10 protein-coding genes are annotated in these 13,991 nt (G+C 70.1%); 7 read left to right on the top strand and 3 right to left on the bottom strand.

The annotated features are described in order from the left end of the window. Positions 1-265 precede the first annotated feature (265 nt). Positions 266-1,147 carry a M23 family metallopeptidase gene (locus MRBLWS13_RS06155; RefSeq protein ID WP_349428140.1) on the top strand — a complete coding sequence of 294 codons (882 nt, stop codon included), beginning with the start codon at positions 266-268 and terminating at the stop codon, positions 1,145-1,147. Between the two features lie 358 nt (positions 1,148-1,505). Next, the gene (locus MRBLWS13_RS06150; RefSeq protein ID WP_349428139.1) at positions 1,506-2,003 is read left to right on the top strand and encodes an HNH endonuclease; all 498 of its coding nucleotides are present in this window, start codon (positions 1,506-1,508) and stop codon (positions 2,001-2,003) included. Positions 2,004-2,054: 51 nt separating this feature from the next. Here MRBLWS13_RS06150 and ppk2 read toward each other — a convergent pair whose 3' ends face one another. Further along, complete coding sequence (gene ppk2 / locus MRBLWS13_RS06145) at positions 2,055-2,861, bottom strand: polyphosphate kinase 2 (protein WP_349428138.1); 807 nt, start codon at positions 2,859-2,861, stop codon at positions 2,055-2,057. A gap of 243 nt (positions 2,862-3,104) precedes the next feature. Here ppk2 and MRBLWS13_RS06140 point away from each other — a divergent pair, with 243 nt between their 5' ends. From MRBLWS13_RS06140 to MRBLWS13_RS06125, 4 genes are all read left to right on the top strand, one after another. Next, a complete protein-coding gene (locus MRBLWS13_RS06140; protein WP_349429001.1) occupies positions 3,105-3,830 on the top strand; it encodes a hypothetical protein in 726 nt (241 codons plus the stop codon). Beyond that, positions 3,712-5,763 carry a DNA polymerase Y family protein gene (locus tag MRBLWS13_RS06135; RefSeq protein WP_349428137.1) on the top strand — a complete coding sequence of 684 codons (2,052 nt, stop codon included), beginning with the start codon at positions 3,712-3,714 and terminating at the stop codon, positions 5,761-5,763. Before MRBLWS13_RS06140 ends, MRBLWS13_RS06135 begins: the two co-directional genes overlap by 119 nt. 783 nt (positions 5,764-6,546) lie before the next feature. Continuing rightward, positions 6,547-10,089 (top strand): error-prone DNA polymerase, encoded by a 3,543-nt coding sequence (locus MRBLWS13_RS06130; protein WP_349428136.1) that lies wholly within the window; start codon positions 6,547-6,549, stop codon positions 10,087-10,089. A gap of 67 nt (positions 10,090-10,156) precedes the next feature. After that, a complete protein-coding gene (locus MRBLWS13_RS06125) occupies positions 10,157-10,585 on the top strand; it encodes a VOC family protein (protein ID WP_349428135.1) in 429 nt (142 codons plus the stop codon). A 99-nt stretch (positions 10,586-10,684) separates the two neighbouring features. Here the strand turns inward: MRBLWS13_RS06125 and MRBLWS13_RS06120 are convergent, their stop codons facing one another. Then, positions 10,685-11,038, bottom strand: a complete 354-nt coding sequence (locus MRBLWS13_RS06120) for a hypothetical protein (RefSeq protein ID WP_349428134.1) — start codon at positions 11,036-11,038, stop codon at positions 10,685-10,687. A gap of 139 nt (positions 11,039-11,177) precedes the next feature. Further along, positions 11,178-12,911: an FAD-dependent oxidoreductase gene (locus MRBLWS13_RS06115; RefSeq protein ID WP_349428133.1), complete on the bottom strand. Its 1,734-nt coding sequence runs from the start codon at positions 12,909-12,911 to the stop codon at positions 11,178-11,180. 77 nt (positions 12,912-12,988) lie between these two features. On the opposite strand from MRBLWS13_RS06115, the gene MRBLWS13_RS06110 reads away from it, so the two are divergent. Beyond that, positions 12,989-13,912: a LysR substrate-binding domain-containing protein gene (locus MRBLWS13_RS06110; protein WP_349428132.1), complete on the top strand. Its 924-nt coding sequence runs from the start codon at positions 12,989-12,991 to the stop codon at positions 13,910-13,912. Positions 13,913-13,991: the final 79 nt, after the last annotated feature.

Genomic DNA, 13,991 nt, shown 5'->3' with positions numbered 1-13,991 from the left:
CTGCGCCCGCGGCATCCGTAAATGCACTGTGCGGAGATTGCCAGGCGTGGAGCGTGACATAAACGTGACCTTCGGGTAGCCTCAAGAAGTCCACCAGGCGAGAAGCCCGCCGACCGGACCCCGCATGGATTGCCTCACCGGCTCGTCGTCCACGCGGTGCAGCCCGCACATCGTGCCCCGACATCGAGTGCTGACGAGCCAGGCGCCTCGGCGCAGAGGCGCCGGAGGACCAAGTTTGGCTGAAGAGATAGATTCGCACGCGATCGTGCCCGAGCATGCGGCGACGGACCCCAACCGTCGTGAGCGCAACCGGAAGACCCCCGTGCGACGCTCCCGAGCCGTGCCGCCCGCGAAGTCCAAGCCGACGACCGCGCGCGCGACCTCATCATCCGCACCGTCGACCAAGGGGCGCGTGGCCAAGCCGCTGCGCAGCCTTGTCGTGCTGACGATGGTGGGCGGACTCGTCGCGACGGTGGCCATCCCCGCGTTCGCCGCGACTGCCGGAGCCGGCCCTGAAGAGGCCGTCACCCTTCAGCAGATGGCGGTCGATGACGCGCAGACGTTCGTCGCGGCATCCGATGCGAACGCGAGCGAGCTGTCGCGCGAGAGCTACGCGGCCACCACCGCCGAAGAGATCGACAAGAAGAAGGCAGAGGAGGCTGCGGCCGAACGCGCCCGTCAGGTCGCGAAGCTCGCGTCGACCTCATCGCGCTCGTCCGTTCCGATCAACATCGCCCTCACCTCGCCCGGAACCGGCGAAGTGCGCTGGCCGATCCTCAACTTCACCAAGGGTCGCGGCCTTTGGGACTCGGGCTACCACCAGGGCGTCGACCTGCTCGCGCCCCAGGGCACCCCGATCTATGCGGCTGCTGCCGGCGTCGTCAAGGTGTCGCAGGAGAGCTACGGCGGCTACGGCGTCGGAATCTCGATCGACCATGTCATCGGCGGTCAGCAGGTGAACACCCTCTACGGGCACATGACGTACGGCAGCCGTCAAGTCTCGGTCGGCCAGACCGTCGAAGCTGGCCAGCTGATCGGCCTCGTGGGCAGCACCGGAAGCTCCACGGCGAACCACCTGCACTTCGAGGTCCACATCAACGGCTCGGTCGTCGATCCCTGGGCGTGGCTGCAGGCCAACGCCGGCTGACGCTGATCCCTGCGATCGCATCACCGCGAATGCCCACTGCCCTTCAAGGGAGTGGGCATTCGTTGTTCGACACGCCCGCCATCGTTCACCGGCTTCACCGCCCCGGTGTCCGCTGGGTGCGTTAGCCTGAATCCCGACGCTGAGAGAGCGGAGGGAGCCGATGGGCTGCACACCACGCATCCGAACCATGGATGCGCTTGGACGCCTCGTCCTTCGGCATTGCACGAGTGGATGCCGCGGCATTGCCGTGGCGCCAAGGCGCTGTCTATAAGACAGCGCCTTTTTCATGCCCCTGCGCCCTTGATCGTCGCATGTCGAATAACCGAGAAGCCGTCCCGGCCATTCGAGAGGATGATCAATGCGCACTCTGGTGCTGAATGCGGGCTACGAACCGCTCGCGGTCGTGTCGTTCAAACGGGCGCTCGTGCTCGTGATGAACGAGAAGGCCACCGTCGTGGAACACACCGAGACAGATCCGGTGTGGGGCACCAGACGCTCGTACGAGCGCCCCGCCGTGATCATTCTGACCCGCTATGTGCGGGTGCCGGGAGGTCGCCATGTGCCGGTGACGCGGCGCGGCGTGCTGCGGCGTGACAACCACCGTTGCGGCTACTGCGGCAAGGCGGCGTCGACGATCGACCACGTGCTTCCGCGCTCGCGCGGCGGAGCGGACTCGTGGGAGAACCTCGTCGCGTGCTGCCTGCGCTGCAACAACATCAAGGGCGATCGCACACCGCAGGAGATGAACTGGGAGCTGCGCTTCCTCCCGCGCCCGCCGCGTGGCGGACAGTGGACCGTGCGGGGCACCGAGCGGACCGATCCGCGGTGGGAGCCGTATCTCGCACTGGCGGCGTGATCCTCGGGCGGAGTGCGCGGGCAAGAGCGCGCCGCTGGATGCGCCGGCGGGTCAGCTCTCGTCGAGGAGTGTGGACGCGACGTCGGGAACATAGTTCTCGAGATTGCGCGGCGGTCGTTCGTATCCGTGCGAGGGGGCCTGCGGCGGGATGACGACCTCGTCACACTCGATGACTTCGTACGGTATGCGCGAGAGCAGATGCGACATCATGTTGATCCGGCTGCGGCGCTTGTCCACCGATGGCACTTCGTGCCAGGGCGCCTCCGGGATGTCGGTGTGCACGAACATGCTGTCTTTCGCGCGGGAGTAGTCCTCCCATTTCGTGATCGACAGCACGTCGTTGGGGCTGAGTTTCCACCGTCGTGTCGGGTCGTCGGCGCGAGAGCGGAACCGTCGCAGTTGTTCGGCGGCCGACACGCTGAACCAGTACTTGAGGAGAAGGATGCCGTCTTCGACGAGCATGCGCTCGAAGATGGGCGCCTGGTGGAGGAAGCGGTGGTACTCGGCGTTCGTGCAGTAGCCCATGACGTGTTCCACGCCGGCGCGGTTGTACCAGGAGCGATCCATCAGCACGATCTCGCCGGCGGCCGGCAGGTGAGGCACATAGCGCTGGAAGTACCACTGGGTTCGCTCGCGTTCGGTCGGCGTCGGCAGAGCGACGATGCGGGTGACGCGCGGGTTGAGATACTCCGATACGCGTTTGATCGTGGATCCCTTGCCGGCGGCATCGCGCCCCTCGAAGATCACCACGATGCGCGCTCCGCTGGATTGCACCCATGCCTGCATGTCGACGAGTCGAGCCTGCAGGCGACGGAGCTCTTGTTCGTAGGCCTTCCGTGGGATCCTCGGTTCGCTCATGGCCCTGAGGCTACACGCTGCGTTCGCGGTGGAACGGGTGGTGGAATCGAACATAACTGTCGGAAGTGGAAGGTACGCTCGTTCCCAGCGGTTGAATGACTAGAACATCTGTTCTAGAATGTGGGAATGGGGGCGATCGTGCAGCTCACGGCACAGCACGTGCACGAGACCGTCGGGCATGAGCCGACGGCCCCCGAGCCTGCCGCCCTCCGCGCGGGGAGAACAGCTTCGGCAGACGCGGGCATGGGCCAAGGATCGACCAACACCGTCGCACAGCTGCGCGCTCAGCTCGAGCGGGTGCAGGGACGCCGGCTCGACGCGCCGGTGCTGCCGGTGCATCCCGCCCTCGCCTCGCTGCTTCCCGGGGGCGGCCTGCGTCCCGGATCGGCCTACTCCCTCCCGCGGTCGACGTCGGTGCTGCTGGCGCTGCTCGCCCAGCCGTCGCAGTCCGGGTCCTGGTGCGGTGTGGTCGGGATGCCGCGGCTCGGCGCCGAGGCGGCCGAGGGGCTGGGGGTCGATCTGTCGCGGCTCGTGCTCATCCCCGATCCGGGGGCGCGCTGGCTCGCGGTGACCTCGACCGTCGCCGAGGTGCTGCCGGTGGTCGCGGTGCGTCCGTCCGGGCGCGCCGCCGACGGCGAGATCTCCCGCTTGGCGGCGCGGCTGCGCGATCGCGGTGCGGTGCTGCTCGTGCAGGGGCCGTGGCCGCAGGCCGAGGCCGTGATCGAGGTGGGTGAGCCGGCATGGGAGGGCGTCGGCCGCGGGCACGGCTATCTCTCGGGTCGCGAGGTGACGCTCACCTCCTCGAGCCGCCGCTGGCCGCGATCCCGGCGAGCTCGCGTGATGCTCCCGGATGCGGCGGGCCACGTCTCCGCCGCGCCCGAGCGGATGCGTCCTGTCGAGTCGCTGCATCCGGCCGCCGCCTCGGCGTACGAGGTCTCGCTCGGTCATCGGGTCAGGGCGGTGGGGTGACATGACGCCGGGAACGCCCGTTCGGAGCCTCGTGCTGTGGTTTCCCGACTGGCCGGTCACGGCTCTCGAGCGGGAGGCGGGTGCGGCTGCGCAGCGGCCGGGCTCGCGGCCGGCCGTCTCCGGGAAGCGGCCGGGCTCCGAGTCGGACGAGGTCGCGGAGCAGCGTGACACGGGCGATCGGCTGGGCGCGGGTCCGGAGGCGCGGGCAGGTACAAGGCGGGGCGCTCGGTCCGGCAGGTCGCCGTCGGGCGGGGCGCTACCTGGCGCGGCGCTGCCTGGCGCGGCGTCGTCTGGCGGGGCAGTGTCTGGCGCGGCGCTGCCGGGCGCGGCCGGTTCTGGAGCGGCCGCGTCTGGTGGGTCGCCGTCGGGCGCGGAGCACAGGTCGCGGCATCCGATCGCCGTCATCGAGCGCAATCTCGTCGTCGCATGCTCGGCGTCCGCGCGCGCCGAGGGGGTGCGCCGCGGGCAGCGACGGCGCGATGCGCAGGCGCGATGCCCGGGGTTGAAGCTGGTGAACGCGGATGCCGCGCGCGATCACCGCGCGTTCGCGCCCATCGTGTCGCTGATCGAGGAGCGGGCGCCCGGCGTCCAGCTGGTGCGGCCGGGACTGTGCGCACTGCGCGCCCGCGGCCCGGCGCGGTACTACGGCGGCGAGACCGAGGCCGCCCGCATGCTGATCGGCGCGCTGCGCGATGCCGGCCTCGACGGAGTCCGGGCGGGGATCGCCGACGGCCCGTTCACCGCGGAGCAGGCGGCGCGCGGCGGCACGAGCGCCGACGACCCGGTCTTCGTCGTGCCCGCCGGTGGGGCGGCGGGGTTCCTCGCGCCGCTGTCGGTCGCCGTGCTCGACGCGTCGGCGATGATCGGCGCGGGCGCAGCCGGGACGAAGGATGCAGCGGACCTCGTGGGACTCCTCGCGCGGCTGGGCGTGCAGACGCTCGGCGGGTTCGCCGCGATGGAGCCCGACCGCGTGCGCGAGCGGTTCGGCGAGCGGGGCGTCCGGCTGCACGCCCTCGCCGCGGGGCACGACTCGCGGCCGGTGCAGCCGCGCACGCCGCCGCCCGAGCTGCAGCGCGAGGTCGCGTTCGAGCCGCCGCTCGAGATCGCCGACCAGGTGGCGTTCGCCATGCGCGTCACCGCCGACGACTTCGTCGCGGGTCTGGGCGCGGTGGATCTCGTCTGCACCGAGCTGCGGGTCGAGCTCGTCGGCGACCGCGGGGAGCGCAGCGAGCGGGTGTGGCTGCATCCCGGCTCGTTCGATGCCGCCGCGGTCGTCGACCGCGTGCGGTGGCAGCTCGCCGAAGACGTCGGCACCGGGGACGCCGCGGGGCGCGGGCTGCGCAGTGGGGTCGCCCTGGTGCGGATCTCGCCCGAGACTGTGGACGCGGCATCCCATCACGCCCCCGCGCTGTTCGGGGGCGGCCCCGAGGAGCGGGTGCACCATGCGCTGTCGCGCGTGCAGGCGATGCTCGGGCACCGGGGTGTGCTGACCCCCGCGATCGGCGGCGGGCGATGGCTGGCGGAGCGCCAGGTGCTCGTGCCCTGGGGTGACCGCGACGAGCGCGACCGGCAAACGACAGGCGCCGGCGGCCTCGCGGCGCAGCGCGCGCGTCCATGGCCGGGGAGTCTGCCCGATCCGCTGCCGACGACGGTGTTCGCCGATCCGGTGCCGGTCGACGTGCGCGCGCTCGGGGGCGAGCTGGTCGATGTCGACGAGCGGGGCAACGTCGCAGCCGTCCCCGCGTTCTTCATCGAGAGCGGGCGCCGGCGGGCGATCGAGGCCTGGGCGGGGCCGTGGCCCGTGGTCGAGCGGGGATGGGATGCCGCGCGCTCGCGGCGTGCGTACCGGTTCCAGGTCGTCGACGCCGACGGATCGGCGTGGCTGCTGGTGTGCGACGGCGACGCGTGGACCGCGGAGGCCACCTATGACTAGCGGGCCTGCTTCCCGGTCGTTGAGCGAGCTTGCGAGTCGAAACGCAGAGACGAGACGTCCCGGGCCGGGCGTAGCAGTGAGGTTCGAGGCGTTTCGTCTCGGTCGCTGGCGCTCCCTCGCTCAACGACCGAGATCGTTGTCCCGGTCGTTGAGCGAGCTTGCGAGTCGAAAGGCAGAGACGAGACGTCCCGGGCCGGGCGTAGCAGTGAGATTCGAGGCGTTTCGTCTCGGTCGCTGGCGCTCCCTCGCTCAACGACCGAGATCGTTGTCCCGGTCGTTGAGCGAGCTTGCGAGTCGAAAGGCAGAGACGAGACGTTCCGGGCCGGGCGTAGCAGTGAGGTTCGAGGCGTTTCGTCTCGGTCGCTGGCGCTCCCTCGCTCAACGACCGAGATCGTTGTCCCGGTCGTTGAGCGAGCTTGCGAGTCGAAACGCAGAGACGAGACGTTCCGGGCCGGGCGTAGCAGTGAGATTCGAGGCGTTTCGTCTCGGTCGCTGGCGCTCCCTCGCTCAACGACCGAGATCGTTGTCCCGGTCGTTGAGCGAGCTTGCGAGTCGAAACGCAGAGACGAGACGTCCCGGGCCGGGCGTAGCAGTGAGATTCGAGGCGTTTCGTCTCGGTCGCTGGCGCTCCCTCGCTCAACGACCGAGATCGTTGTCCCGGTCGTTGAGCGAGCTTGCGAGTCGAAACGCAGAGACGAAACGCCCCGGGCCGACGAACGGCGTCGATGCGGCGCGTTTCGTCTCGCTGCGCTCGCTCAACGACCGGGATCGTGGTGAGGGCTGATGGGCTTCAACAACCCGGGCGTTCCGTGGTCCGAGATGGAGCGCGTGCTGAGCGGCCGTCGCAGGCCCGAGGCACCGCCGGTCGGTGCGGACGGCGGTGACAGCCCGGCGTGGTCGCATAAGCGCGGGCCGTATGTCGCACCCGAGATCGAGCGTCCGGCAGACGCCATCCCGTACGCCGAGCTGCACGCGCACTCGTCGTACTCGTTCCTCGACGGCGCCTCCTCTCCGGAGGAGCTCGCCGAAGAGGCCGAGCGCCTGGGACTGCACGCCCTCGCGATCACCGACCACGACGGCTTCTACGGCATCGTCCGGTTCGCCGAGGCCGTCGAGGCGCTGCAGCTGAAGACCGTGTTCGGCGCCGAGCTGTCGCTCGAGCTGCCGAAGCCGCAGAACGGTGAGCCCGACCCGGCCGGCGCGCATCTGCTCGTGCTCGCCCGCGGCGAGGAGGGCTACCACCGGCTGGCCGGCGCGATCACGCACGCGCAGCTGCAGGGGGCCGAGAAGGGGCGTCCGGTCTACGGCCTCGACGAGCTCGCCGAGCAGGCGGCGGGGGAGTGGGCGGTGCTCACCGGCTGTCGCAAGGGCGCCGTGCGCCGCGCGCTGGCATCCGCGCCGGGGAAGGCGGGGGCGGATGCCGCGGCTCACGAGCTCGACCGCCTCGTGACGCTGTTCGGGCGCGACGCCGTCCACGTCGAGCTCATCGACCACGGCAACCCGCTCGACACCCGCGACAATGACGTGCTCGCGGGGCTCGCGCGCGAGCGCGGGCTGCCGCTGCTGGCGACGAACAACGTGCACTACGCGGTCCCGAAGAGGCAGCTGCTCGCCGCGGCCGTCGCGGCGGTGCGTGCCAACCGCGGACTCGACGAGCTCGACGGCTGGCTTCCGGCCCACGCCGGGGCGCACCTGCGGTCGGGCGCCGAGATGGCGGAGCGCTTCGTGAGGTTCCCGGATGCCGTCGCCCGCACCGTGACGCTCGCCGACGAGCTCGCCTTTCCGCTGCGCAAGGCCAAGCCCGCGCTGCCGAAGCAGAAGGTGCCCGAGGGGCACACGCCGATGTCGTGGCTGCGCAAGCTCGTGTGGGATGCCGTGCCGCGCAAGTACCCCCACCTGACCGAGGAGAACCGGGCGCGCATCGAGAAGGAGCTCGGTGTCATCGAGCTGAAGGACTTCCCCGGTTACTTCCTGATCGTGCACGGCATCGTCCAGGAGGCGCGGCGCCGCGGCATCCTGTGTCAAGGGCGGGGGTCGGCGGCCAATAGTGCGATCTGCTATCTGCTCGATATCACGGCGGTCGACGCGATCGGCTACGACCTGCCCTTCGAGCGGTTCCTGTCGAGCCTGCGCGAGGAGGAGCCCGACATCGACGTCGACTTCGACTCCGATCGTCGGGAAGAGATCATCCAGTGGGTCTACCAGGAGTACGGGCGCGACCGCGCCGCGCAGGTCGCGAACGTCATCCAGTACCGGCCCAAGAACGCCGTGCGCGACATGGCCAAGGCGCTGGGGCATTCGCCGGGGCAGCAGGACGCCTGGTCGAAGCAGATCGAAGGGTGGGGGGCGCTCCTGGAGACGGGCGCCGGCCACGACATCCCCGATCAGGTGCTCGAGTTCGCGTCCGAGCTCCTCAAGGCGCCGCGGCATCTCGGCATCCACTCCGGCGGCATGGTGCTCACCGACCGGCCGGTGGGCGAGGTCGTGCCGATCGAGCACGCCCGCATGGAGAACCGCACGGTGATCCAGTGGGACAAGGACGACGCCGCCTGGATGGGGCTCGTGAAGTTCGACCTGCTGGGGCTCGGGATGCTGGCGGCCCTGCAGTACTGCTTCGACATGATCCGCGCCTCGACGGGGGAGGACTGGGAGCTGTCGACGATCCCGAAGGAGGAGAAGGCGGTCTACGACATGCTGTGCCGCGCCGACTCGATCGGCGTCTTCCAGGTCGAGTCGCGTGCGCAGATGGGACTCCTGCCGCGCCTGCAGCCGCGGCGGTTCTACGACCTCGTCATCGAGATCGCGCTCATCCGCCCCGGGCCCATCCAGGGCGGGGCCGTGCATCCGTTCGTCAAGCGCAAGCTCGGGCAGGAGAAGGTGACCTACGCCCACCCCAAGCTCGTGCCGGTGCTCGAGCGCACGCTCGGCATCCCGGTGTTTCAGGAGCAGCTCATGCAGATGGGCATGGCCGTCGGCGGGCTCACCGGCGAGGACGCCGACCTGCTGCGACGGGCTATGGGATCGAAGCGCGGAGTGGAGCGCATCGATTCGCTGAAAGAGAAGCTGTACGCGGGCATGGCCGAGAACGGACTCGTGGGCGAGGAGGCCGACGCGATCTACGCCAAGATCCAGGCGTTCGCGAACTTCGGATTCGCCGAGTCGCACTCGCTGTCGTTCGCACTGCTCGTGTACGCCAGCTCGTGGATCAAGCTGCATTACCCGGCGGCGTTCCTCACCGGACTGCTGCGGGCACAGCCGATGGGCTTCTACTCGCCGGCGACCCTCGTGGGCGACGCACGCCACCACGGGGTCGAGGTGCGTCGCCCCGACCTGCACCTGTCGGGCGCCGAGGCCGTGCTCGAGGGCGTGGAGCCGGCCTCTCGGTCGTTGAGCGGGCTTGCGAGTCGAAACGCAGAGACGAAACGCAGCGAGCACGCGGACGACCTCGACCCGAGGTCTGCGGATGCCCGGGGCGCTTCGTCTGCGGGCGCTAGAGCGCCCTCCGCTCAACGAGCGGAGCCCACCGGCATGGACTCCTGCCTCGAACGCGACCAGCCGCCGGTCGGGCTCTTCGACCTCGACGCACCCGACGAGTCGGCGACGCATCGGCGCGACGGCGGGTACGCGGTGCGACTCGGCCTCGCCGGGGTCAAGGGGATCGGCGCGACCGTCGCGCAGCGCATCGTCGCGGCACGCGAGGCCGGTGGCCTTTTCCGCGACCAGCGCGACCTGGTGCGGCGCACCAGCATCACGGCGACGCAGGTCGAGGCGCTCGCCACCGCGGGGGCGTTCGAGTGCCTCGGCCTCAGCCGGCGCGAGGCGATCTGGCTGGCCGGATCCGCAGCGCAGGATCGCCCCGAGTTCCTGCCGGACTCCCTTATCGCGGTGCAGCCGCCGCTGTTCACCGATCCCACCAGCTACGAGCGGCTGGCCGCCGACCTCTGGGCCACCGGCATCTCGACCGACGACCACCCGCTGACGCACTACCGCTCCGGGCTCGACGGTCGCGGCGTCCTGACGTCTCGCGAACTGCGCAGCCACGAGGTCGGTCGCCGCGTCGAGGTCGCCGGACTCGTGACCCACCGGCAGCGGCCGGCCACGGCATCCGGAATCACCTTCCTCAACCTCGAGGACGAGCATGGCCTTGTGAACGTCGTGTGCTCGCTCGGGGTCTGGAACAGGTATCGCCGGGTCGTGCGCGATTCGCCGGCGCTCATCGCCCGCGGCATTCTGGAGCGTTCGGCCGAGGGGGTGACGAACCTCATCGCCGACCGGTTCGAAGACCTCCGTGTGGGCGTGCAGCACCGCGCGAGGGACTTCCGCTGAGGCGTGTCAGGGGGGAGGGCTAGCGTGACGGATGTCGCGGCGCCGACGCCGCGGGAGAGAGGTCGTCATGGCCGGCAAACTCGGGAACATCACGTTCTACGCCGACGATCCTCCGGCGCTCGCCCGCTTCTGGGCCGCCGTGTTCGGCTATCCCGAGGCCACCTGGGACGACCCGCTGAAGGACGAGCTGCTCGCCGCCGGACTGACGGAGACGGACCTCGCCAAGCGCGGCTTGGCCGAGGATCCCGAAGGTGTGGGACCGAGGCTGTTCTTCCACCACGCCGACGACGCGAAACACGGGCGCAACCGGCTGCATCTCGACATCAGCGCCACACCCGGCCGGCATCCGACGCGCGAAGAGCTCGACGCCGAGAAGGATCGACTCGTCGCCCTGGGGGCCGAGGTCGTGCGCCTGGTCGACCAGACCTGGGGTCCGTGGCCCGAGACCTACTTCCAGATGAGGGACCCCGAGGGCAACGAATTCTGTCTGCAGTAGCGTGTGGTCGACGGCGCACCGCATCGTCCGTGCCTTCGCACGCGTCGGCGTCCCGCTCGCTGCGGGAGCGGGATGCTCAAGCCGTCAGATCTCCGGTCGTCAGATCTCGCCGTCCCAGGCCTGACTGCGGTTGTCGCCGTCCCAGCCGTCAGTCCGGCCGTCGACGTCGAAGGCCGCAACCGGCCTCAGGCGGCGCTCGATCGCGCTCAGCCGCGCTACGGCGGTGGCGTCGACGAGTTCATCCGCGTCGACATGGGCGTCTTGGACGACGATCTGGCTCGCCGGGCCGATGAGTATCATCACCCCGGTGATCGTGCCGCCCTCCTCCCATGACGGAACTGTCACGGCCTCGGCCTCGCCGGCCTCCGCCAGCGCCCGACCGCAGCTGAGCAGTGCCGACGCGATGTCATCCCCGGTCACGAATTCGCTTCCCGCGTACGTCACTCTCTTCACTCTGCCTTTCTACTCGCATGCCCTCCAGACACCTCTGGGGGTTGCAGCATGTCAGCGAACGGGCTACAGCTGACCGAGAGTTCCCCTGACGCTGCGGGTGTGAAGAGTGGAGGCGTGCCGCGGTGGCCGCCGTACGGCGCTACTCGACGAGCTTCCCGGCGACCGACACCTCGCGCATGAGCGCCGCGATCTCGGCCGGGATCTGGGGAATCGGCTCGCGGACGACACCGGTCGTCGGCGACCAGACGAGGTTGACCTGCAGCTCCGGGTCGATGTCGGGGAAGTCACTGCGGTTGTGGCAGCCGCGGGTCTCGCGGCGTTCGAGCGCCGCTTCGAGGGTCGCGCGTGCGGCGAGAGCCGCCGACTTCAGGTCGAACGCGTGGGCGAGGTCGTGGTAGCCCGCGATGTCGGGGTGCACGCCGATGTCGGCCATGCGTGCCTCGATGGCGTCGAGCTCCGCGAGACCGGTCAGAAGGCCCTGCTCGTCACGCACCACCCCGGCGTGCTCGGTCATCGTGTCGCGGATGGCACGCTGCAGCGCGCGCACGTTCTCGGTCCCCGACGCGGTGAGCAGGTCGGAGATCTCCGAGCGAGCCGCGGCCACCGCGGACGCGGAACGACGCTGTGCCGGCAGCGACGCGGAGTAGTCCGCGGCGGCCCGCCCGACGATGCGCCCGAACACGAGGAGCTCGATCAGCGAGTTTCCGCCCAGGCGGTTCGCGCCGTGCAGGCCCGAGGAGGCCTCGCCGATGGCGTAGAGACCGGGGACGTCGGTGGAGTGATCCGAGGAGCGCACCCAGACGCCGCCCATCGAGTAGTGGGCGGTGGGCGCGATCTCGATCGGCTCCTGGGTGATGTCGAGCATCTGCAGCTCGAGCATCGTCTGGTACACGCGAGGCAGACGGGTCATGATCGTCTCGCGCGGCAGGTGCGAGACATCCAGCCACACGCCGCCGTTCGGGGTGCCGCGCCCCTCCTTGATCTCGGTGTAGCAGGCCAGTGCGACACGGTCGCGTGTGGAGAGCTCGAGCCGCTCCGGGTCGTAGCGGTGCATGAAGCGCTCGCCGAGGCCGTTGCGCAGGATGCCGCCTTCGCCGCGTGCCGCCTCCGAGATGAGGGTGCCCGCCGCGTTCTCGGGTTCGATGATGCCGCTCGGGTGGAACTGGACGAGCTCCGGGTCGCGCAGGCGGCCGCCGGCTTCGACGGCGAGACGGAACGAGTCGCCGGTGTTCTCGTCGCGTCGCGAGGAGGTGCGCCGCCAGATCCGGTTGTGTCCGCCCGCCGCGAGGATCACGGCATCCGCGTGGATGAGGTAGCGCGTGCCGTCCTCGAGGTCGAAGCCGTATGCGCCGAAGACCGCGCCGTCGTCGTTGACGAGGATGCGCGTGACGTACACGGTGTCGAGGATGGGCACCTGCAGCTGAGCCGCGCGGTTGATGAGGGTGCGCTGGATCTCCAGTCCGGTGTAGTCGCCCGCGAACGCGGTGCGACGGTACGTGTGCGCGCCGAAGAATCGCTGCGAGATGCGTCCGTCGTCCTCGCGGGCGAACGGCATGCCGTACCGCTCGAGGTCCTCGATGCCGCGGGAGGCGCCCGAGGTGACGACCTCGACGGTGTGGGGGTTGGCGAGCAGATAGCTCTCCTTCAGCGTGTCGGCCGCATGCTGCTGCCAGCTGTCGTCGGCATCCATGGTGCCGAGGGCGGCGTTGATGCCACCAGCGGCCAGGGAGGTGTGGGCGTCCGATTTGGGACGCTTGCCGAGGGTGATGACGTCGACCCCTGCCTCGGCGAGTTCGATGGCTGCGCGGAGTCCGGAACCCCCGGTGCCGATGACGAGGACGGTGGTGGAAAGCTGGCGCTCGGAAGTACTCACGGCTTAACGGTAAGAACATCGAGACGATTACTCCAATGCATCTTTCTGTTCGTATCCATAGCATTATGCTATGAAACGTGAATCTCGAACAGCTCCGCGCCTTCGTCAGCGTGGCCGAGCTCGGCAACTTCACGCGGGCCGCCGAGCAGCTGCACCTCGCTCAGCCGTCCCTCAGCCGTCAGATCGGCACGCTCGAGCAGGATCTCGGCGCGGAGCTGTTCCACCGTGCGCGCGCGGGCAGCACGCTCACCTCGGCCGGTGAGTCGCTCCTCCCGTTGGCGCGCCGCATGCTCGCCGACGCGGAATCCGTCCGCCGGGAGCTCAATGCGCTGGCCGGGCTGCGGCGCGGGCGTGTGCGCCTCGGCGCCACGCCGACACTCTGCATCAGCCTGGTCGCCGAGGTGCTGGGGGCGTTCCACGCCGCGCACCCCGCGATCGAGCTGCACATCACGGAACGAGGATCGCGTGGGCTGCTCGACGCTCTCGCCGGCGGCGAGCTGGACCTCGCGCTGGTCACGACGTCGGGCGGGTCATCCACCGAGAGATTCACCGTGACCCCCCTTCTGCTCGAGGAGCTCGTCGTCATCTCGTCCGGCGACGCACCGCCGCTGGCCTCGCATGACAGCATCACGCTCCGTGAGGTCGCCGATCTGCCGCAGGTCGCCTTCAGCCCGACGTATGACCTCCGCAGCACGACCGATGCCGCCTTCGAGGCGGCGGGGCTGTGGCCCCGCGCGGTCATCGAAGGCGCGGAGATGGATGCCGTGCTCCGGTTCGTGGAGCGCGGGATCGGCGTCGCCATCGTCCCGGCGATGGTGATGATCGAGCGCAAGGGGCTGCGGGCGGTGCGTCTCACGGAGCCGACGCTCACGCGCACGATCAGCATCGCGCGTGTCGCCGACATCGCCCCCACACCGGCGGTCGAGGTCATGCAGCAGACGATCGTCCGCACCGCCGCCACCCTGGCAGCGCGGCCGGAGGCGACCACCCGCCTGGCGTGACGCGATCGGCCGGCGTCCTCAGCGGCCGCCAGTACAGCCGGTCAGCGGCCGCCAGTGCAGCCGGTCGCCGCAGCCGCGC

The sequence above is a fragment of the Microbacterium sp. LWS13-1.2 genome, assembly GCF_040144835.1.
In the GTDB taxonomy this organism is placed as follows: Bacteria; Actinomycetota; Actinomycetes; order Actinomycetales; family Microbacteriaceae; genus Microbacterium.
Note: the sequence above shows the minus strand (reverse complement) of the source record. Positions and strands in the feature narration are given on the sequence as shown.